At 55.4% G+C, this 17,187-nt stretch carries 27 protein-coding genes; 26 read left to right on the top strand and 1 reads right to left on the bottom strand.

Translation table 11 applies throughout. The annotated features are described in order from the left end of the window. Positions 1-120: 120 nt before the first annotated feature. Both N6G83_RS11435 and N6G83_RS11430 read left to right on the top strand, forming a co-directional pair. Complete coding sequence (locus tag N6G83_RS11435; protein WP_025302081.1) at positions 121-690, top strand: TetR/AcrR family transcriptional regulator; 570 nt, start codon at positions 121-123, stop codon at positions 688-690. Positions 691-701: 11 nt separating this feature from the next. Further along, positions 702-1,004, top strand: coding sequence for a hypothetical protein (locus N6G83_RS11430; protein ID WP_260515347.1), 303 nt, complete (start codon positions 702-704; stop codon positions 1,002-1,004). Between the two features lie 230 nt (positions 1,005-1,234). Here N6G83_RS11430 and N6G83_RS11425 read toward each other — a convergent pair whose 3' ends face one another. After that, a complete protein-coding gene (locus tag N6G83_RS11425) occupies positions 1,235-1,804 on the bottom strand; it encodes a hypothetical protein (protein ID WP_085286444.1) in 570 nt (189 codons plus the stop codon). Between the two features lie 163 nt (positions 1,805-1,967). On the opposite strand from N6G83_RS11425, the gene N6G83_RS11420 reads away from it, so the two are divergent. From N6G83_RS11420 to N6G83_RS11305, 24 genes are all read left to right on the top strand, one after another. Then, on the top strand, positions 1,968-2,216 hold the full coding sequence (locus tag N6G83_RS11420; RefSeq protein WP_085286443.1) for a transcriptional regulator: 249 nt from the start codon (positions 1,968-1,970) through the stop codon (positions 2,214-2,216). A gap of 2 nt (positions 2,217-2,218) precedes the next feature. Next, on the top strand, positions 2,219-4,312 hold the full coding sequence (locus tag N6G83_RS11415) for a Mu transposase C-terminal domain-containing protein (protein ID WP_110663155.1): 2,094 nt from the start codon (positions 2,219-2,221) through the stop codon (positions 4,310-4,312). Between the two features lie 36 nt (positions 4,313-4,348). After that, positions 4,349-5,296: an AAA family ATPase gene (locus N6G83_RS11410; RefSeq protein ID WP_060430653.1), complete on the top strand. Its 948-nt coding sequence runs from the start codon at positions 4,349-4,351 to the stop codon at positions 5,294-5,296. A gap of 4 nt (positions 5,297-5,300) precedes the next feature. After that, positions 5,301-5,498, top strand: a complete 198-nt coding sequence (locus tag N6G83_RS11405; RefSeq protein ID WP_110663153.1) for a hypothetical protein — start codon at positions 5,301-5,303, stop codon at positions 5,496-5,498. A 3-nt stretch (positions 5,499-5,501) separates the two neighbouring features. Then, complete coding sequence (locus N6G83_RS11400) at positions 5,502-5,774, top strand: host nuclease inhibitor protein (RefSeq protein WP_110663151.1); 273 nt, start codon at positions 5,502-5,504, stop codon at positions 5,772-5,774. Then, positions 5,767-6,381: a DUF3164 family protein gene (locus tag N6G83_RS11395; RefSeq protein ID WP_110157975.1), complete on the top strand. Its 615-nt coding sequence runs from the start codon at positions 5,767-5,769 to the stop codon at positions 6,379-6,381. The genes N6G83_RS11400 and N6G83_RS11395 overlap by 8 nt, the downstream gene beginning before the upstream one ends. Position 6,382: 1 nt before the next feature. After that, a complete protein-coding gene (locus N6G83_RS11390) occupies positions 6,383-6,580 on the top strand; it encodes a hypothetical protein (protein ID WP_110663149.1) in 198 nt (65 codons plus the stop codon). Between the two features lie 160 nt (positions 6,581-6,740). Further along, positions 6,741-7,295, top strand: coding sequence for a gp16 family protein (locus N6G83_RS11385; protein ID WP_060446314.1), 555 nt, complete (start codon positions 6,741-6,743; stop codon positions 7,293-7,295). Further along, complete coding sequence (locus N6G83_RS11380) at positions 7,292-7,819, top strand: hypothetical protein (RefSeq protein ID WP_110663147.1); 528 nt, start codon at positions 7,292-7,294, stop codon at positions 7,817-7,819. The genes N6G83_RS11385 and N6G83_RS11380 overlap by 4 nt, the downstream gene beginning before the upstream one ends. Then, positions 7,812-8,210, top strand: a complete 399-nt coding sequence (locus tag N6G83_RS11375) for a Mor transcription activator family protein (protein WP_060446337.1) — start codon at positions 7,812-7,814, stop codon at positions 8,208-8,210. Before N6G83_RS11380 ends, N6G83_RS11375 begins: the two co-directional genes overlap by 8 nt. Before the next feature lie 3 nt (positions 8,211-8,213). Beyond that, positions 8,214-8,537 carry a hypothetical protein gene (locus N6G83_RS11370; protein ID WP_060446312.1) on the top strand — a complete coding sequence of 108 codons (324 nt, stop codon included), beginning with the start codon at positions 8,214-8,216 and terminating at the stop codon, positions 8,535-8,537. Between the two features lie 105 nt (positions 8,538-8,642). Beyond that, positions 8,643-9,224 carry a glycoside hydrolase family 108 protein gene (locus N6G83_RS11365; RefSeq protein WP_110663145.1) on the top strand — a complete coding sequence of 194 codons (582 nt, stop codon included), beginning with the start codon at positions 8,643-8,645 and terminating at the stop codon, positions 9,222-9,224. A gap of 5 nt (positions 9,225-9,229) precedes the next feature. After that, positions 9,230-9,475, top strand: coding sequence for a hypothetical protein (locus tag N6G83_RS11360; RefSeq protein ID WP_080490567.1), 246 nt, complete (start codon positions 9,230-9,232; stop codon positions 9,473-9,475). Continuing rightward, positions 9,441-9,794: a hypothetical protein gene (locus tag N6G83_RS11355; RefSeq protein ID WP_139156054.1), complete on the top strand. Its 354-nt coding sequence runs from the start codon at positions 9,441-9,443 to the stop codon at positions 9,792-9,794. The genes N6G83_RS11360 and N6G83_RS11355 overlap by 35 nt, the downstream gene beginning before the upstream one ends. After that, entirely contained in the window at positions 9,782-10,387 is a 606-nt protein-coding gene (locus N6G83_RS11350) for a hypothetical protein (protein ID WP_110663142.1), read from the top strand. The genes N6G83_RS11355 and N6G83_RS11350 overlap by 13 nt, the downstream gene beginning before the upstream one ends. After that, a complete protein-coding gene (locus tag N6G83_RS11345) occupies positions 10,387-10,620 on the top strand; it encodes a TraR/DksA family transcriptional regulator (protein ID WP_072270004.1) in 234 nt (77 codons plus the stop codon). The genes N6G83_RS11350 and N6G83_RS11345 overlap by 1 nt, the downstream gene beginning before the upstream one ends. After that, positions 10,601-10,903 (top strand): DUF2730 domain-containing protein, encoded by a 303-nt coding sequence (locus N6G83_RS11340; RefSeq protein WP_060430672.1) that lies wholly within the window; start codon positions 10,601-10,603, stop codon positions 10,901-10,903. The genes N6G83_RS11345 and N6G83_RS11340 overlap by 20 nt, the downstream gene beginning before the upstream one ends. Before the next feature lie 10 nt (positions 10,904-10,913). Then, complete coding sequence (locus N6G83_RS11335; protein ID WP_060430912.1) at positions 10,914-11,201, top strand: hypothetical protein; 288 nt, start codon at positions 10,914-10,916, stop codon at positions 11,199-11,201. A gap of 3 nt (positions 11,202-11,204) precedes the next feature. Beyond that, a complete protein-coding gene (locus tag N6G83_RS11330; protein ID WP_085286434.1) occupies positions 11,205-11,480 on the top strand; it encodes a hypothetical protein in 276 nt (91 codons plus the stop codon). Further along, positions 11,470-12,045 carry a DUF3486 family protein gene (locus tag N6G83_RS11325; protein ID WP_060446308.1) on the top strand — a complete coding sequence of 192 codons (576 nt, stop codon included), beginning with the start codon at positions 11,470-11,472 and terminating at the stop codon, positions 12,043-12,045. Before N6G83_RS11330 ends, N6G83_RS11325 begins: the two co-directional genes overlap by 11 nt. Next, positions 12,045-13,613, top strand: a complete 1,569-nt coding sequence (locus tag N6G83_RS11320) for a hypothetical protein (RefSeq protein WP_260515340.1) — start codon at positions 12,045-12,047, stop codon at positions 13,611-13,613. The genes N6G83_RS11325 and N6G83_RS11320 overlap by 1 nt, the downstream gene beginning before the upstream one ends. Further along, complete coding sequence (locus N6G83_RS11315; protein ID WP_110663224.1) at positions 13,613-15,190, top strand: DUF935 domain-containing protein; 1,578 nt, start codon at positions 13,613-13,615, stop codon at positions 15,188-15,190. The genes N6G83_RS11320 and N6G83_RS11315 overlap by 1 nt, the downstream gene beginning before the upstream one ends. Beyond that, positions 15,183-16,022, top strand: a complete 840-nt coding sequence (locus N6G83_RS11310; protein ID WP_110663222.1) for a phage minor head protein — start codon at positions 15,183-15,185, stop codon at positions 16,020-16,022. The genes N6G83_RS11315 and N6G83_RS11310 overlap by 8 nt, the downstream gene beginning before the upstream one ends. Before the next feature lie 211 nt (positions 16,023-16,233). Then, positions 16,234-17,184, top strand: a complete 951-nt coding sequence (locus N6G83_RS11305; protein WP_110663220.1) for a phage protease — start codon at positions 16,234-16,236, stop codon at positions 17,182-17,184. Positions 17,185-17,187: the final 3 nt, after the last annotated feature.

Raw genomic sequence — 17,187 nt, 5'->3', positions numbered from 1 at the left:
CGTTGAGCTGCGGTTCAATTTTATCGGTCTATGCTAGACTTGATAATGAACGAACGTTCGTTCATTTGTTGATGTCAATTTGTGGCGCCAGGCGCCCCTTCACCGTTTCGGGAACTGACGATGGGAAATCGAGAAAAGATTGTCGAGGCCGCGCTGCACAGCTTTACCCATAAGGGATTTCACCAGACCAGCATGCGAGATATCGCGCAGGCAGCGGGCGTCAGCGTCGGCAACCTCTATAACCATTTTTCCGGCAAGGAGGCGTTGATCGGCGAAATTGCGCTGCTGGAAAACGGCATATTCGCCGAGTTCGCCGCCGGATTGCGGGCCGACAGAACGCGGCCGAAACAGGCGCTGTCGGCCTTTTTCACCGCCTATCACGCCTTTGTCGCCGAGCCGGCCAATGTGCAACTGTCGGCGGAGATCGTGGCGGAGGTGGCACGCAACCCGGCGTTGGCCGAGCCGTTCAGCGCCAACCAGCGGCAACTGATTGAGGCGCTGGCGACGACGATCGCCGAGGCTCAGCAAACCGGTGAGATCGCAGCGGCGATAGCGCCGTTACCGCTCGCGCAGCTGGTGCTGGACGTGATCGAAAGCCAGGCCTGGCGGCAGGCGATCTTTGCGTCGCCTGCGCCGGAGGAGACCGCGCCGGTGCGGCTGTTGGAGCAGCTGCTCTACCGCCAACCCTAGACGAGGTTGATATGTTGCATATTGATCCTTATCGCGACGCTGATCGCCTGCAAACGGCGGCGCTGATCTACGCCGCGTTCAGCGACAAGTTTCAGCGCGCGCGCCGTCTCAGCGCCCGCCTTCAGTGGCGTCTGTTCTATCGGCTGTGGAGTTGGCAGCAAAGCGGCAGCCGGGAGCGCAGCTTCGTGGTGAAGCAAGATGAACAGGTGGTGGCGGCCTTTGCGCTCAATGCGGCCGCTGGCGAGAACAACGTCGGGCTGCGTCCGCGCACCTTGCCGATTTGGCGGCTGTGTGTGATGAAGGAAATCATTTGATATTACCGGAAAGAAAAGGGATTTGGCGGAAATTCGCGGATTTACTGGCTTCGCCTAGTTTAGGCATTTGATACCAGCCAGGGGGAAATTGAGCCGATCGGCAAAACTTTTGATACTATTGGTTGCTAACGTTTAAAACTAAAGTACTGCGTTCAAAATCAATTCTAACACACTTCTAGAACCAAAGGCCGGTTAAAAAATCGGTACTGGTTGACACAGCTATGTAGAGATTAACCGGCCTTCTTACCAGTGTTTGAAAGGCTCGATGCTACTACGTCCTGACTATGTGTAAGTGCCTCTTTTTTGATATTCCCTTCAAGTCCAGCCAAGAATTTTTCCTTTTCCATATCATTGCATTGAAGCAACTTGATGTTCCGTTCATCACTAAGACGTAACACTGTATCAACCCCTTTGCGAACAATGATTTCAAACAGGGATTGCTTTTCGCGATCTGACAGAATCGAAAACAAAGTGGCAAGTCTTGCATCAGGATCAACGACCTCGGTTGAGGTGTGTTCTTTTTTGTGTTCATTCTTTGTGTTCACCGGAGCCTCACCAATACCATCAGTAAGCCATTCGAGTGATACACCCTCATGATTGGCAATCACTTCAAGTAGTTGATGCCTAGGTGTAGGTGCTAATTCCCGTCTCTTATAGTAGTTCTGTAACGTATTGATATTAATACCCCAAGCTTTTGCGGCTTCATTCCGTGAAGGGTAGCGCTCTACCAGAGCAAAGATCCGCTCGATAATCGGTTCTTTTCTATCATCAGGTAAAGAACGTTCGTGTTCTTTTCTCATTCCATGTTCCTTTGTGTGCAACCAATTGATATCAGTGAACTAAATTCGATGCTCATGAAAAACACAAAAGAACATTGACTTGTGTTCTTTGTGTTCTTATGATTTATCCATACGGATACCCGCGCAGTTATCCGCGCGGATAACTTTTTAGGATAGAGGAATCATGAGCCGAAATGAAGATCTGAATGCCGACTGGCATCCTGAGACCATCAAAGCCGAGATCCACAAGCGTGGATTGTCCTTCCGGGCGCTCTCCCTTCAGGCTGGATACAGTAAGGATTCACTGAAGAGCGTGCTGCGCACTCCCTGCAAGCCCTACCAACAGATCGTTGCTGACGCTCTCGGTGTAACACCGGAAGCTATTTGGCCGAGCCGTTACACAACAACCAGTTACATCAATAAGGCGGTCTGATCATGTTCTTTGTTGCTAAGGAGTTGGTCGGTATTCCAGGCCTGCCAAAAACGGCGAAAGGCATCAGAGAAGCGCTGTGCCGATTCTCTGCCGGTTCAGAGTCACTTGTGCGCAAGCGTACCGGCAGCAAGGCTTTCGAATATCACATCGATTGCCTGCCGGATGTTGCGCAGCAATCGCTGCGGGCACGCCAGATTAAAGAACTGATGAACGATTCCGCAAAAGAACTTCCAGCGGCGAAACCTCAGTCTCCGGCTGCACCCCGTGCCAAAGGCGCTGACGAAAGTAAAATCGCGGTCTATCGTAAGTGTCCGGCGTTGCTGGAGCAGAAACTGAACACTCTGACGGCAGCCCAACGCCAAACCGCTGATGCCCGTATGGCCCTGGTTGTTGAGGTGATGCGTCTCGGGGATTTGCCGGGATTCAGCCGTGCCAAAGCTATCCGGGAGATCGTGCGTCAAGCTCAGGCAAGCGAGTTGCCTGAACGCCTGGCTAATGCGGCCGCCGCCGCAAATGCCAAGAAAGGAACATCACGCTCCCTGAGCGAAATCTCCCTCAAACGCTGGGTGGCAGACTTCAATAAAACGAGTTCTGCCGCTGAGCGCCTGCTGTTGCTTGCTCCCGGTAAGCGTCAAGTCGTTAAACCGGAGGAAATCAAGTGGTTGCCCGAGTTCCTTAGCTTCTATCGCCGACCGGATGGGCGCGGCATTCAAGAAGCCTATGATGATTTCGCAAAGGAGTGGGTCGAGCGATATCAGGATGATCTCCTGATGCGCGCTGCCATCCCCTCTTATGATCAGGTGTGCTATGCCATGAATAAGTTACCTGTTGTCGTCAAACAAAAAGGTCGCATCACCGGCAGTGAATTCCGTCAGTATGAGGGGTTTATTCGCCGTGACTGGGAGTCGCTGCCGGTGAATTACGTCTGGATTGGTGACGGTCACGGCATGAAAATGAAGGTTGCCCACCCTGACCACGGCAACCCGTTCTCTCCAGAGGTGACGTTCATTTTGGATGGTAGCTGTCGCTTTATTGTCGGGTGGAGTCTGGCGCTGTCGGAAAGTGTCATTGCCGTTGCTGATGCGCTGCGCCACGGCATCAAAAATCACGGGAAGCCTTTCCTGTACTACTCCGATAACGGCGGCGGTGAAACCAACAACACCTTCGATGCTGAGCTGACCGGTATTTTACCCCGCCTGGGAATCGATCACCGCCTGGGTATCCCTGAGAATCCGCAGGGTCGCGGCATCATTGAGCGACTCAACCGCTCATTGGCTATGCGCATCTCCCGCCAGTTTGCCACCTATTACGGCACCGGCGCAGACCGTAGCACCGTTCGTCGCATGACAAAGGCCCTGCAATCGGCAACGAATGCTGCCAATAAGGGTAAAGAACTGAGCGCAAAACAAGAGAAAACCCTGCGTGATCTGCCGTCATGGGAGGCGCTGATTGATGCCATTAAGGCTGGCGTAGAGTGGTACAACAACCGCCCCCACGACTCTTTGCCCCTGCGTGGTGATGGCGAACACTTCACTCCGGCGCAGTTCCGTCGCTACAAGTTGGAAAAAGAAGCCACGGCGATCGAATGGCTGTCTGACCTGGAGCTGCGTGAGATGTTTATGCCACAGATTGAGCGTCATGTAAGCCGCTGCGAAGTTCGGTTATTTAATAACTTCTATTACTCACCCGAGTTAAACAATGAACACGGTAATCAGGTGCTGGTGAATTATGACCTGCATGATGCCTCAAAGGTTATCGTCCGTCGCCTGGATGGTTCGTTTATTTGCGAAGCCATTTGGGATGGCAACAAACAGCAGGCATTCCCGGTTACTGCCGAATATCACCAGCGTCAACAACGTATCAAAGGGATGCGGCAGCGTGGAGAAGAGAAGGTCCGCCTGGCTGAAGCTGAGAACGTGCATACGCTGGCAGCACCGGCAGAGCAGGACTGGCTTCCAGGCAATGTCTATAAACCGGTGCGACGAACAGCACCTGTGATGCTGGCAGACGTGGAGGATGCTGAGTACAGCGAAGATGAATATCTCAATAACTCGCTGGATATTCTTGAATCAAATAAGCGCAAGAACGCGATTTAACAGCAATTAAATACAGTTCAAATAATGGAGTTAATTATGTCTGAAGTGAATATTACTGATATTCGCGAGGCTGTCCGCAACTTGGTGGATGGTGAGCGCGTAACTTTCGCCCGTATGGCACGTGAAATCGGCCTGTCTACCAGTGTGGTCAGTGGCTTTATGAATAACAAATACGCCGGGGATAATGACCGTGTGGAAAAGGCTATTCAGCGCTGGGTCGAGAAGCAACACACAGTAGCCGAATTGCCGGAGCCTCCGCGCTTTATTGAGACGCCGACCGTCAAGCAGATATGGACAGCCTTCCGCTATGCACACCTGACGGAATGCATCGGCGTGGTCTGCGGTAACCCTGGCGTCGGTAAGTCTGAGTCTGCGCGGGAATACCGCCGCAGCAACGACAACGTTTGGATGATTACCATCACGCCAGCCTGTGCCAGCGTGCTTGAGTGCCTGACCGAGTTAGCCTATGAACTGGGCATGAACGATGCCCCGCGCCGTAAGGGGCCGCTGGCGCGTGCGCTGCGTCGTCGCCTGGAGGGTACACAGGGCCTCATCATCATCGATGAGGCCGACCACCTGGGTGCTGAAACCCTCGAAGAACTGCGACTGATGCAGGAAGCCACACGTGTCGGACTGGTGCTGATGGGAAACCATCGTGTCTATTCCAACATGACCGGCGGCAACCGCACCGTGGAGTTCGCCCGTCTGTTCTCCCGTATCGCCAAACGTGTCGCCATCAACAAAACCAAAAAGGCGGATGTGGCTGCTATTGCTGATGCCTGGCACATCCATGGTGAGAAAGAGCGGGAGTTGCTGCAACAAATTGCTCAGAAGCCGGGAGCGCTGCGCATCCTCAGTCATTCCCTGCGCCTTGCTGCTATGACCGCCCACGGGGCCGGTGAGTCCGTGAACGAAAGCTACATCCTGAAAGCCTTCCGCGATCTGGATTTGGATGTTGATGTTTCCACCCTGTTGAGAGGCTAACACCATGATTAACCCGACCAAGTTGGTAAACGCACTGGGCTGGTTGCAACGCCGCAACGTCGAAATCAAACATGTGAACGTCACTCGTTCACACCCCATTGTCGAGGTGGCCGCGCCTGATGCTGACCTGAAGCGCAAAGCGCACAACTATCACGCAATCTCTGCTGCCACCATTCAGGGCTGCATTATTTACTGGAGGTAACTCATGAAATTTATCGCCTATGCCTGGGCTAGCGGCTTAATCGAGTTTGGCAGCACTCTCCCTGGTGGCGCATTGCCAATTCTCATTGGGCAAGAAAAAGAAGTAAAAAAAGTCATTGAGGTATTAGCCCGACACTCCCGTACCAATGAGCAACTGTTGGTTCCGGGCGTACCGGAAGCTGATGACCAGCATTCAGCGATGGATGCATTAATTGATTTTTATAATCTTGCTAACAAACGACACGCAGATTTAATTAAAGGTGAACGTCATGAATAAAGAAATTGAACAAACCGGCTACCGCAAAAACGCCCAGGGTTATCTGGTTCCCGAGGACTTGATCCGCCCGGTCGATAAGCTCCGTGACGATGTCGTACTGGACATCGTCGAAGCCGCCAAGGTATTGCGCCAGGCGATGGTAGATTTCAAGACCGCTTCCATGCAAAAAATCGGTGATTTTACTGACCTGTCATCGAAGGAGTACGGCGTGGAGTATGGTGGTACCAAGGGCAACGTCACCTTGCCGAGTTTTGACGGACAGTTCAAAATCCTGCGCGCCGTGGGTGACCACCGCGTTTTCGATGAGCGCATTCAGGCGGCGAAAAAGCTGATTGATGACTGTGTCATCGCCTGGTCTGACGGTGCGAATGACAACCTGAAAGCGCTGGTGGACCATGCTTTTCGCGTCAACAAGCAAGGCCGCATTGATGTGAATGAAGTGTTGGGTCTGCGACAGGTTGAAATCGATGACGCACGCTGGCAAGAGGCGATGGACGCCATCGCCGATTCTATCCGGGTCACAGGTACCAGTCAGTACCTGCGGATTTACGAGCGGCAGCCAAACGGCAAGTACGAGCAAATTAGCCTAGATATTGCCGGGGTCTGATATGAAGACAGTCAGTGCCAACGAGTTTAATCGGCAGCATAAAATCGGGGCGGTATTTCGATATCAGCCTGAACAGGAAATTTTATTCATTCTGGTTAAAACACTGGGGCCTGCACGAGACTTTAAAAAATCTGGCACTGTTGTTGAAATAAACAAAGCGCCATATTTCGTCAAAGTAACTGCACTTATCCCAGTTTAATTAATTCAACAAATTCATCAGGCGTGGTCGCGCCAGGGGGCACTCACGCCTAAATCGAGGAGGACAGAAATGAAACGGACAGCCTGGATTTGTACTTTCGCCGCTTCATTATGCTTTTGGGCCTTGGGCTTAATCTTTATTTTATGGGTTCGGAGTTAATATGAATAAACCGCAATTAATCCGATTGATTCATGTAGCCAAGGGAAAGCTGAGTATCCCTGACGATGCCTATCGTGCGTTGCTGGCGAACACCGCAAACGGGAAAACCAGTTGCAGCCAGATGTCGGTTATGGAGCTGCGTGACGTCTATGCCGAGCTACAAGGTAAAGGGTTCAAACGTAGCTTCAAGAAAACCACAAAGCGTGTGCGTGAGAACGCCAAGGGCGCACCGCGTGTGGAGGAGATCAGCAAGCTTCGAGCCATCTGGGCCACCATGCACCGTCACGGCTTTGTCGAAAGCGGTGAAGAGACCGCATTGAACAACTACGTCAAGCGCATGAGTCGCCAGCTCAATGGCGGTGCCGGTGTAGATGAGGTGGGCTGGCTCGACGGCTATCTGGCGTTTCGTGTGCTGGAATGCCTGAAGCAATGGCATATCCGCATGATGCTGGCAACGCTGGACGCCCGCAAGAAGCCCCGCCCGCAACACCCGCTGACCGGTGAAGAGGCACGGAGCTATGACATTATCTTTGATGCTTACGAGGATTCACTATGAAGCTAGGCCGCTGTCCTGTCTGTCATTCTGATTTGCATCTCGACGCCATCCTGGAAGACGACGCTGGGCGTGAGTTGCTGACGTTGTTAACCAAACTGCCGGGGGGAGCAGCCAAAGCGATGGTGGCGTATATAGGGTTATTCCGCCCGGAGAAGTCGAACCTGTCCCATTCTCGGGCTGTGAAACTCATCAACGAAGTGCTTGCACAGCATCAGCCGGGTCGAGTGCTGACCCATGCCCTGAGCGAAACCGTTGAGCGTATACGGGCAAAGCGCATCAAGGGTGACAAAAAGCCGCTGAGTGGCCACAGCTATTTGCGGGAGGTTTACCGCACTTCTGAACAGATGTTCGCGCAGACCAGCAATATCGCTGCACGTGAACGCGACGAAAGCAAGCGTGAGACTGACCAGGATAAGAGCCGCGACGATTATCTAGCCCATATGCACCGCCTGGGTCAGGACGTGTCAAAATTGCCTGGCGGTGCAGAGTGGCTGGAACGTAATGGAGGGGGAAACCATGGCTGATAACCTTGAACTTTTCGACGACGACCAGGATGATAGTCTGCTGAGCCATCTTGACGACGCCGATGAAGGCAGTCGTTTTCCTGCACTATTAGCCGAGCTTAACGCGCTGCTCCGTACTGAATTGGTACGATTAGGCTATGACCCACGCCATTCGCTTGAGCTGGTTGTAGCCATCAGTAAACAGATTGGCGGTATGCAGGTGTATTTTCCACGAGGCCAGGCGTTAGAATACCTTGTTCGTGATATGCGAATCTGGCGTGATTTCACTGGAGACAATGTTCATGAGCTTGTAGAAAAATACCATGTCACATACAAAACGGTGTATAAAGCCATCAAGCGGATGCGTAAGCTTGAAGTCGGGAAAAGGCAACTATCTCTGGATATGGAGTAAGAAATGGCAGGTGTTATTTTTGTCAATTTGGTGATAATCGTTTGTGCATTTTGGGTATTTAACGATGCAGCGAATCATAAAGTTGGTGTTTATAAAATTAAAGAAGGACACAGCAAAGGCTACAGTACGGGGTTGTCCCCTATAGTTTGGGGGGTTGGTTCTCTATTCATTTTCATGTTCTTTATTTATCTGGTGCGCCGAAAAGCGTTAATCACATCAGCAATAGATAACCCAGTTGATACTGACAAGAGTACAGGTTTTATTATTCTTTTCCTGATAACCTCGGCTCTGCTGATGTTCTCATTTAGAGACATCTTGTTCATCTAATCTCTGTTGATTTAATGGAAGCCGGTAAATCCGGCTTTTTTTACGCCTGTCGCACTATGGAAGCCTCAGCTTATTTCTTACAGCGAGCTTTCCAGAGGTGCAAATGTGAGTCAGTTCAATCCTACCCCAGCGTTTACCCACGCCGTTGCTTTTGTCCTGGGCAAAGAAGGCGGCTACGTCAATGACCCTGCCGACAAGGGCGGTGAGACCAAGTACGGCATTTCCGACAAGCGCGATGGCATCGCCGACGGCATGACCGACGTTAACGGTGACGGCAAGCCCGACACACGCATCAAAGACTTGACCCTCGAACAAGCCAGTCAGATTTATTTCCGCGATTACTGGTATCCAGCCTACTGCCCGGACTGGCCGGACGGCATCTCGCTGTTGGTCTTTGATGCCGCCGTTCAGCATGGCGTCAAGAAAGCCATCGCCATGTTGCAGTCGGCAGCAGGTGTAACCGCTGACGGCATCATTGGTCCCAAAACCAGAGCCGCCGTTGTCAGTGCCGACCCTGAATGGCTGCTGGCCCGTTTCCTGGTCTACCGCGCCCGCTACTACGCCGACATCATCAAGTCCAATCCGTCCCAGGGTAAATATCTCAACGGTTGGTTCAACCGCCTGGACAGTGTGGCGAATACCGCATGGGAAGTCGTCGGCGGCTCGGCGTCGGTCGCTCGGAACTAATCACCATGGGTAAAGGCTGGGATGAGTCGATGCGCCAGGGCCGCCGCGATCGCCTCAAAAAAGAGGTGCTCCACCGCATGGCCGGTGGCCCAAAACCGGAGCCGGTGAACTACCGGGGCTGTGACGGCACTCATGCCAGCTTTTACATGAAGGGCTGGGAGTCCGTCGGCCCACGCGATATTGCCTGGCAGTGCCAGCGTTACAAGGAACAACACCGTGATAACCATGAACACCGTGAACAACATCGTTAACTCTGCCTGGTTGGTCGGCATCTTGCTGTTGATCTCCCTGATTCTGGCCACCGGATTACCGCAGGCCTCATTGTGGTATTGGCTGCTGGCGCTGCTCGGCGGTGGCTTGGCTTACCTGGGGATTTGGCTTGAGGACAAAAGCAATGCATTTTCCCACCGGGAGATGCTTTCCGTATTGCTTAGCACCCTCGGTAACTTCCTGGGGATGGTGGCTTTCTTCATCGCGCCATTCGGCGGTATCCAGTTGCTGGCCTTTGCCACCGGCCTGCTGGCTGTACGTCTGGCTTGCTATAAGGGGCTGCTGCCGTGGATCCAATAACCGTGTCTACCGTTGCCGGGGTGCTGATGAAAGCCGGTCCATCCGTGCTGCGTGCCGTCGGCGGTTTGTTCGGCAGTGCCTCAGCCAAGACAGCGGACACCGTCGCCGGGATGGTGGAAGCCGTCAACAGTGCGGTCAACCCGCAGGACCGCCAGCGCGTCCTGGAGCAGAAGCTGGCGTCACTCCCGCCGGAGCAGTTCGTGCAGCTCGAGTCACTCAAGACTGAGCTGGAGAAGATCCAGGCCGAACGTGAACGTAACCGGTTTGCCGATCAGCAGGCAGCCCACCACGAACAGCAGGAAACTATCCGCAACGGTGACAACGCCGTTGATGACTATGTGCGCCGCACCCGCCCGTTGATGGCGCGTCTGTCACTCTACAGCTCCATCGCTTATGTGTTGTTGCTGGCTGTCGGACAGCAAGCGGCGGCTATTGCCACTGCTGTCGGTCATGCGCTGACGATGCCTGCACCGGATTGGGATATCGCCCTGATGTTGGCGACCCCGGCACTGGGGTATCTCGGTTTCCGCACGCTGGATGGGTTCGCCCGCTTCAGCAAGTCCAGCAAGCACAAACTGCCGGTGGTGAAGTAATGGGTGATGCGTTCGACCGCGCCAGCGAACTGGAAATGGAAGACCGTAAGCGAGCGTTAAATACCCATTTAAACCGGGTTAAAGAGGCGCCTGTCGAGTATGGCTATTGCAATGACTGCGGTGACGACATTCCTGCGCGGCGGCTGGCGTCGTTACCTGATGCTGTCTGCTGCATGACCTGCCAACAAATCAGAGAGCAACGGGAGGCCCAACGTGGATTGGGAAGTCGTTAAAGGCAACTGGGCCATCATTTGGGCGTTGTTCATGTCTGCCGTCAACGTGATCCAGTTACTGCTCGCCAAAACTTATGTGAAGCGTGAGGAGCTGGAGTTGTTCCGCACACGTCTGCAATCGATGGAGAACACCATCGCCGGGCTACCGAGTCAAAAAGACCTGCACCAGTTGCAGCTTGAAATGAGCAATTTACGGGGAGACCTACGAGAACTCGGCCCGGCCATTCGCCAGGTGAAACACGTCAGCGATCTCCTACTGGAAAACGAATTGAAGGATAAGTGAGGCCATGGCCATGCGAGAAATTCTTGATAGCGATCAGCGACTGGTCATCCTGCGTTCCTTGCTGGAGTGCGGTGACAGCGCGAACGAATCCGTGCTGCAAACCTGCCTTGAGGCGTATGGGCACAGTACATCCCGTGATGTGGTACGGACGCATCTGGCCTGGCTGGCGGAGCAGCGACTTGTCAGTCTGCGCGATGTGGCCGGATGTTATGTCGCGACGATCACCGGACGCGGCGACGATGTGGCCAACGGCCGGGCCGTCGTGCCTGGTGTCAAAAAGCCACGGGCACGGGGGTAACGGATGGCAAAGCTTAAGCCCTATACCGATGCACAACGGCGGCTGATCCACCACCTTGCCGCCGTTATGGTCTGTCTGGAGATTGAGTCCGATGTGGTTGCGCCAGCCTTTGAGAAGGCCACCGGCAAAACCTATGACCGGGAGTCACCAGACAGCTTCACCAACACGTTCTTGAACAACAACCCATCTTACAAGCGCGCCATGGATACGCTACGACGGGCCATTGGCAAAGAGCGTAAAGCGCAGATATCTGCCTGGAGAACGAAGCATGGCCGATGACAAGCCGACCCGTGGCCGTCCGTCAAAGATTGACCTGTTGCCGGAAAGCATCCGTGATGCGCTGCACCAGATGCTGCGCGACAAACGCCATACCCAGGAAGAAATCCGCGAGGCTATCAACGCGCTGATTGACCAGCATGAGTTGCCGGACGACATGCAGCTCAGCCGTACCGGCCTGAATCGCTACGCCAGCCGCATGGAGGCCATCGGCTCCAAAATTCGCGCCTCCCGCGAGATGGCGGAAATTTGGGCTGCCAAGCTGGGTTCCGCGCCGACGTCTGACGTCGGCAAATTGTTGATGGAGTTTGTGAAAACCCTGGCGTTTGAAACGTCAATGGCATTGGCCGAGACCGAGAAAACCGTTGAGCCTAAGGCGCTAGGCCAATTGGCATTGGTCGCGCAGCGTATCGAGGCCGCGCAGATGGTCAGCCACAAACGCGAGAAAGAGATCCGCCAGGCATTCGCGGAAGAAGCGGCGGCCACAGCGGAGAAAATCGTGTCTCAGGCGGGACTGTCTGCGGATAAGGCAGCAGATATCAAACGCCAGATATTGGGGATTGCATGATGCTAACAGCCAGCTTAAACGCCATTGCGACCGGCATTAACGGCGGGGAGGACTTCGATGAAAACGAAGTCCTCCTTGGTTATCAGCGGCGCTGGATCGCCGACGACTCACCGCTGAAGATTGCGGAGAAATCCCGCCGAACCGGTATCACCTGGGCGGAAGCGGCAGACGCCGCTTTAACGGCATCGAAAGCCAAAACCGCCGGTGGCACCAACCACTTTTACGTCGGCTCCAACAAGGAGATGGCACGCGAGTTTATCGATGCGGCGGCGATGTGGGCCAAAGCCTACGACCTGGCAGCGGCTGACGTTTGCGAAGAAGTCCTGGCCGATGACGATAAGGACATTCTGACGTTTGTCATCTACTTCGCCAGCGGGTTCAAGGTGCAGGCGCTGTCCAGCAATCCCAGCAACCTGCGCGGTATGCAAGGCAACGTGACCATCGACGAAGCGGCGTTCCATGAACGCCTGGCGGAGGTGCTGAAGGCGGCGCTGGCGCTCACCATGTGGGGCGCAAAAGTCCGCCTTATCAGCACCCATAACGGCACGGACAATCTGTTCAACGAGTTGATCCAGGACAGTCGCGCCGGGAAGAAACGCTATTCCGTTCATACCATCACCCTGGATGATGCGTGCCGCGATGGCTTGTACAAGCGCATCTGCCAGGTGAAAAAGCGCGAATGGAGCCAGCCCGCCGAAGACCAATGGAAAGCCGATCTGTTGCGTGATACCGCCACGCAAGATGACGCGCTGGAGGAATACTATTGCGTACCGAAGAACGGCAGCGGCACCTACCTGGCCCGCTCAATCCGAGAGCGTGCCGCACGCGGTGACGGCCCCGTTCTGCGCTTTACCGGCTCGGCGGAGTTCAACGCTCTGCCGGAAGGGATGCGGGCGCTGGATATGCGGGAATGGCTGGAGAACACCGTGCTGCCGGTACTTAACCAGCTCCCCGATAAACGCCACGCGCTGGGCGAAGACTTCGCGCGCTCCGGTCACCTGACGGTCTTTGCGCCGATCACTATCAACGATGACACCACGCGAACGGTGCCGTTCCTGGTCGAGTTGGCGAACGTCCCCTACAAGCAGCAGGAGCAGGCGCTGTTCTTCATCTGCGACCGTCTGCCGCATCGTGACGGCATCAAGCTTGATGGGCGCGGCAACGGCAACTACCTGGCCGAGCAGGCCGCCGAACGCTACGGGGCCGAAGTGGAAGTTGTGATGCCGTCTGTCGCCCACTACCGCGAGAACATGCCGCGCTTCAAGGCAGCGTTTGAAGACGATGAACTAGTCGTGCCGAAGCATGAGGATGTTGTCAACGACCTGGGACAGATTGTCGTCTTGCGCGGCGTGCCGGGTATCGATGACCGGGAGAATACCGGCAGCGATGGCCACAAGCGGCACGGTGACAGCGCCTATGCTATTTTCCTGGCCTATCTGGCCAGTAAAGAGGATTGCCGCCGTTATGAGCTGCACCGACTCAATCAACCCGAACGGCCGGAGGAGCGCGATGAGCGCCGCCAAATGCGCATCACGCGCGGGCTGAAAAATCAACGAGGGCTGTTGTAATGTTAAACAAGCTGACCGGAGCCATCCGTAACCTGTTTCACCCCGCCACCGGTGACAAGGTAGAGGTAAGTCAAGACCTGCTGAAGGAAGAACAAACCCGCGCCCGCGCCACCGGTACCCGCCGTGCCAACGCCGGTATCAGCGTCGCCAGCACCATCACACCGCAACGCCTGGCGGGGGTGCTGCGCAACGCGGCTGACGGCAATGCGCTGGATTATTTCATCTTGGCCGAAGAGATGGAGGAGCGCGATCTCCACTACTCCAGCGTGCTGCGCACCCGCAAGCTCACCGTCGCCGGTATTATCCCGACGGTCGAGGCCGCCAGCGATGATGCGCGCGACGTCGAGCTGGCCGATGCTGTCCGCGTGATGATTGAGCGCCCGCAGCTCCCTGAGCTGCTGTTTGACCTGCTTGACGGGTTGGGTAAAGGCATTGGTGTGGCGGAGATCCTTTGGGACACCTCAACCGTGCCATGGATGCCGCGTGATTATTCCTGGGTTGATCCACGCTTCCTCAAGATGGACGCGGATACGCTGCGCCAGGTGCATGTGTTGACCGAAGCGGAGCCGTTCAACGGCGAGCCGTTGGCCGCGTACAAATACATCATCCATCAGCCCCGCCTTAAATCCGGCTTGCCGCTGCGCAACGGTCTGGCGCGTCTGGTGGCGGTCATGTATATGCTGAAGTCATTCACGGTGCGCGACTGGTGGGCGTTCGGTGAGAAGTTCGGTTTGCCGATCACCATCGGCAAATATGGTAACAACGCCAGCGCTGAAGATATTCAGACCCTGATTGACGCCATCGCGTCTCTGGCTTCCGATGCCGGGTGCGCCATCCCGTCCACCATGCAGGTGGACATGGTCGAGACCGCCAGCCGCCAGGGCGGCGGCGACTTGTTCAAGGGCATGGCGGAATGGTGTGACGCGCAGACCAGTAAGGCGGTTCTCGGGCAGACGATGACCACCGACAACGGCAGCAGTCAGAGCCAGGCCAACGTGCATGACCGGGTGCGCATGGATATCGCCAGGTGGGATGCTCGCCAACTGGAGAACACCCTCAATGAGTTCCTGGTGCGACCATTCATCATGCTCAACTATGGCCCGCAGGCCAATTACCCGAAAGTCTGCTTGCGTATCAATGAGCCGGAAGACCTGAAGGCCATGGTGGAGGCGCTGGTTCCGCTGATTGACCGAGGGATGAAGATCCAGTCGTCGGCGCTGCGTGACAAGTTTGGCCTGGACGAGCCGGAAGAAGGTTCCGATATCCTGCAACCTGCCGGGAGCCAGAGTGGCTATGCCATGTTGCCCGCCCTTAACCGCGAACAGTTGGCGTTGAATCGCGAGTCGGCACCGGATGATATTGACCTGTTGGCCAACGAGGGGATCAACGACTGGCAGCGCGTTGGCACGGCGTTCACCAATCCGGTATTAGCACTGGTCAATGAGGTTGGCAGCTATGAAGAGTTCCTGGCGCGATTGCCGGAGCTGCAAGCCAGCCTGGATGCCAGCGAGTTTATCGAAGGGTTGACGCAACTGTGCTTCAAGGCGCGCGGCCTGGGAGATATGAACGATGGCTGATAACGACATTGTCCCTAAGGAGGCCTTGACCTGGTTCAAGGCCAAAAAGCTTAAACCTGGCTTTGATTATCGTGATGTGTGGCTGGAGGAACACAGCGCCGCATTTACCGTGGCGAAGATGACGCAGCTCGATTTGCTCAGCGATGTGAAAGCCCTGGTCACCCAGGCGCTGGCCGAGGGCCAGACCTTCCGCGACTTTCAGAAAGTATTGGAGCCGCTGTTGGTCAAACGCGGATGGTGGGGAGTACGGGAGATGGACGACCCGTTGACCGGCGAAACCCGCGTCGTGCAGCTCGGCAGCGATAGCCGCCTGCGCACTATCTACAACACCAACATGCGCACCGCCCGCAGCGCCGGGCAGTGGCAGCGTATTGAGCGAACCAAGCGCGCGATGCCGTACCTGATTTATACCCTGGGGCCGTCCAGGGAGCACCGCGTGGATCATCTCCAATGGGCCAACACTTGCCTGCCTGTCGATCACCCGTTCTGGTTGACTCACATCGGCCCGAACGGCTGGGGCTGCAAATGCGGTGTGCGCCAGGTCAGCAAATACGAGTATGACCAGATGGTGCAAAACGGCGTCACAGAGGCTGCGCCAGTGTACGACGGTAATGGCCAGCCCACCGGACAGGTCAGTCGCTCCAGGGTGCCGTTGAAAACGCAGGCTCCGCCAGTCAAGAACGTCAAATGGTTGAACAAGCGCACTGGCGAGGAGGAACTGGTGCCGGAAGGCATTGACCCTGGGTGGAACTACAACCCCGGCATCAGTCGCCAGGCCGCACTGGAGCGTCAGCTCCATGCCAAGCAGCAGGCTTTTGATGCTGGTCGCTAACTCCGGCGGATAGCCTCACTGTAACGCGCGTAGTGACGCTAACGCGCTCTGTGGTACGATGGCGCATAGAAAATTTGTTAAACGTTCCTGTGCGCTTTTAAACGTGTTTTAAACACGGTTCTCTCCCGCATTTGGAGGGAAAGCGGTTAATCCACCTTTCCCTCCGTTCCCCCGCACACTGTCCATACGATTTCTTTGTGTGGATGACCCCATGTCCGTTGAATTGCTGGCGCTCTGTTTCGAGCTGCCGGACACCATTGACAACAAGCTGCCTGAATGGCTGCCGATGCTGCCTATCGGTTCGTTCACCGGGCGCGATGGCCGTTCGTGGATCACCAACGAACCGGAAGCCGTCATTGCCGCGTCGCTGCAATACAACAAGCTGCCGTTCGATATGGAGCACGCCACCGAGCTGAAAGGCCCGCAAGGCGACCCCGCGCCCGCCTACGGTTGGATCACCGACCTGAAAATCGACGGTGATCAAATTTGGGCACGCGTTGAGTGGACCCCCGAGGGGGCTGCGCTCATCCAGGGGAAAAAGTACCTCTACTACAGTCCGGCATTCCATTTCACCGCCAGCGGCCTGGTCACGAAATTGTCCAGCGTCGGTCTGACCAACAAACCCAATTTATTTGTACCTGCCCTTAACTCGGAGAACACCGACATGAAACTGCCTGAACTGATTGCGGCAGCTTTGGGCCTGGGCGCAGATGCCACCGTTGAATCCGGTGTCACTGCTATCCAGAGCCTGAAGACCGCCGAACAGATCGCATTGAACCGTGCGCAAAATCCCGATCTGACGTCCTGGGTGCCGAAAGAGACCCATCAGTTGGCGCTCAATCGTGCGGAAACGGCGGAGACCGCGTTGAAAGAACGCGCAGAGAAAGACGCGGAAGGCCTGGTGGATGCGGCGATTGCCGCAGGCAAAATCGCCCCGGCCAACCGTGATATGTACCTGGCAACCTGCCGAACTGAGGAAGGACGCAAGCAGTTCGGTGCGTTCACCGAGGCCGCTCCGGTGATTGTGAACACCGAAACGGCGAAAAAGCCAGGCCAGAAGGACAAGCAGGCGCTGACCGAAACCGAGGTGGCCATGTGCCGTTCCATGGGTATCACCGAGGCGGAGTTCCTGGCCGCCAAACCTAACGCCACTGAGGAATAACCG

The sequence above is a fragment of the Serratia sp. PL7 genome, assembly GCF_945957435.1.
The sequence above is the reverse complement of the archived record's forward strand: the minus strand, read 5'-3'. Positions and strand labels throughout refer to the sequence as shown.

Excerpts from the sequence above, each read along its gene's own strand:
- N6G83_RS11435 (WP_025302081.1), top strand. The coding sequence starts at position 121 with ATGGGAAATCGAGAAAAGATTGTCGAGGCCGCGCTGCACAGCTTTACC.
- N6G83_RS11430 (WP_260515347.1), top strand. The coding sequence starts at position 702 with ATGTTGCATATTGATCCTTATCGCGACGCTGATCGCCTGCAAACGGCG.
- N6G83_RS11425 (WP_085286444.1), bottom strand. The coding sequence starts at position 1,804 with ATGAGAAAAGAACACGAACGTTCTTTACCTGATGATAGAAAAGAACCG.
- N6G83_RS11420 (WP_085286443.1), top strand. The coding sequence starts at position 1,968 with ATGAGCCGAAATGAAGATCTGAATGCCGACTGGCATCCTGAGACCATC.
- N6G83_RS11415 (WP_110663155.1), top strand. The coding sequence starts at position 2,219 with ATGTTCTTTGTTGCTAAGGAGTTGGTCGGTATTCCAGGCCTGCCAAAA.
- N6G83_RS11410 (WP_060430653.1), top strand. The coding sequence starts at position 4,349 with ATGTCTGAAGTGAATATTACTGATATTCGCGAGGCTGTCCGCAACTTG.
- N6G83_RS11405 (WP_110663153.1), top strand. The coding sequence starts at position 5,301 with ATGATTAACCCGACCAAGTTGGTAAACGCACTGGGCTGGTTGCAACGC.
- N6G83_RS11400 (WP_110663151.1), top strand. The coding sequence starts at position 5,502 with ATGAAATTTATCGCCTATGCCTGGGCTAGCGGCTTAATCGAGTTTGGC.
- N6G83_RS11395 (WP_110157975.1), top strand. The coding sequence starts at position 5,767 with ATGAATAAAGAAATTGAACAAACCGGCTACCGCAAAAACGCCCAGGGT.
- N6G83_RS11390 (WP_110663149.1), top strand. The coding sequence starts at position 6,383 with ATGAAGACAGTCAGTGCCAACGAGTTTAATCGGCAGCATAAAATCGGG.
- N6G83_RS11385 (WP_060446314.1), top strand. The coding sequence starts at position 6,741 with ATGAATAAACCGCAATTAATCCGATTGATTCATGTAGCCAAGGGAAAG.
- N6G83_RS11380 (WP_110663147.1), top strand. The coding sequence starts at position 7,292 with ATGAAGCTAGGCCGCTGTCCTGTCTGTCATTCTGATTTGCATCTCGAC.
- N6G83_RS11375 (WP_060446337.1), top strand. The coding sequence starts at position 7,812 with ATGGCTGATAACCTTGAACTTTTCGACGACGACCAGGATGATAGTCTG.
- N6G83_RS11370 (WP_060446312.1), top strand. The coding sequence starts at position 8,214 with ATGGCAGGTGTTATTTTTGTCAATTTGGTGATAATCGTTTGTGCATTT.
- N6G83_RS11360 (WP_080490567.1), top strand. The coding sequence starts at position 9,230 with ATGGGTAAAGGCTGGGATGAGTCGATGCGCCAGGGCCGCCGCGATCGC.
- N6G83_RS11345 (WP_072270004.1), top strand. The coding sequence starts at position 10,387 with ATGGGTGATGCGTTCGACCGCGCCAGCGAACTGGAAATGGAAGACCGT.
- N6G83_RS11335 (WP_060430912.1), top strand. The coding sequence starts at position 10,914 with ATGCGAGAAATTCTTGATAGCGATCAGCGACTGGTCATCCTGCGTTCC.
- N6G83_RS11330 (WP_085286434.1), top strand. The coding sequence starts at position 11,205 with ATGGCAAAGCTTAAGCCCTATACCGATGCACAACGGCGGCTGATCCAC.
- N6G83_RS11325 (WP_060446308.1), top strand. The coding sequence starts at position 11,470 with ATGGCCGATGACAAGCCGACCCGTGGCCGTCCGTCAAAGATTGACCTG.
- N6G83_RS11320 (WP_260515340.1), top strand. The coding sequence starts at position 12,045 with ATGCTAACAGCCAGCTTAAACGCCATTGCGACCGGCATTAACGGCGGG.
- N6G83_RS11315 (WP_110663224.1), top strand. The coding sequence starts at position 13,613 with ATGTTAAACAAGCTGACCGGAGCCATCCGTAACCTGTTTCACCCCGCC.
- N6G83_RS11310 (WP_110663222.1), top strand. The coding sequence starts at position 15,183 with ATGGCTGATAACGACATTGTCCCTAAGGAGGCCTTGACCTGGTTCAAG.
- N6G83_RS11305 (WP_110663220.1), top strand. The coding sequence starts at position 16,234 with ATGTCCGTTGAATTGCTGGCGCTCTGTTTCGAGCTGCCGGACACCATT.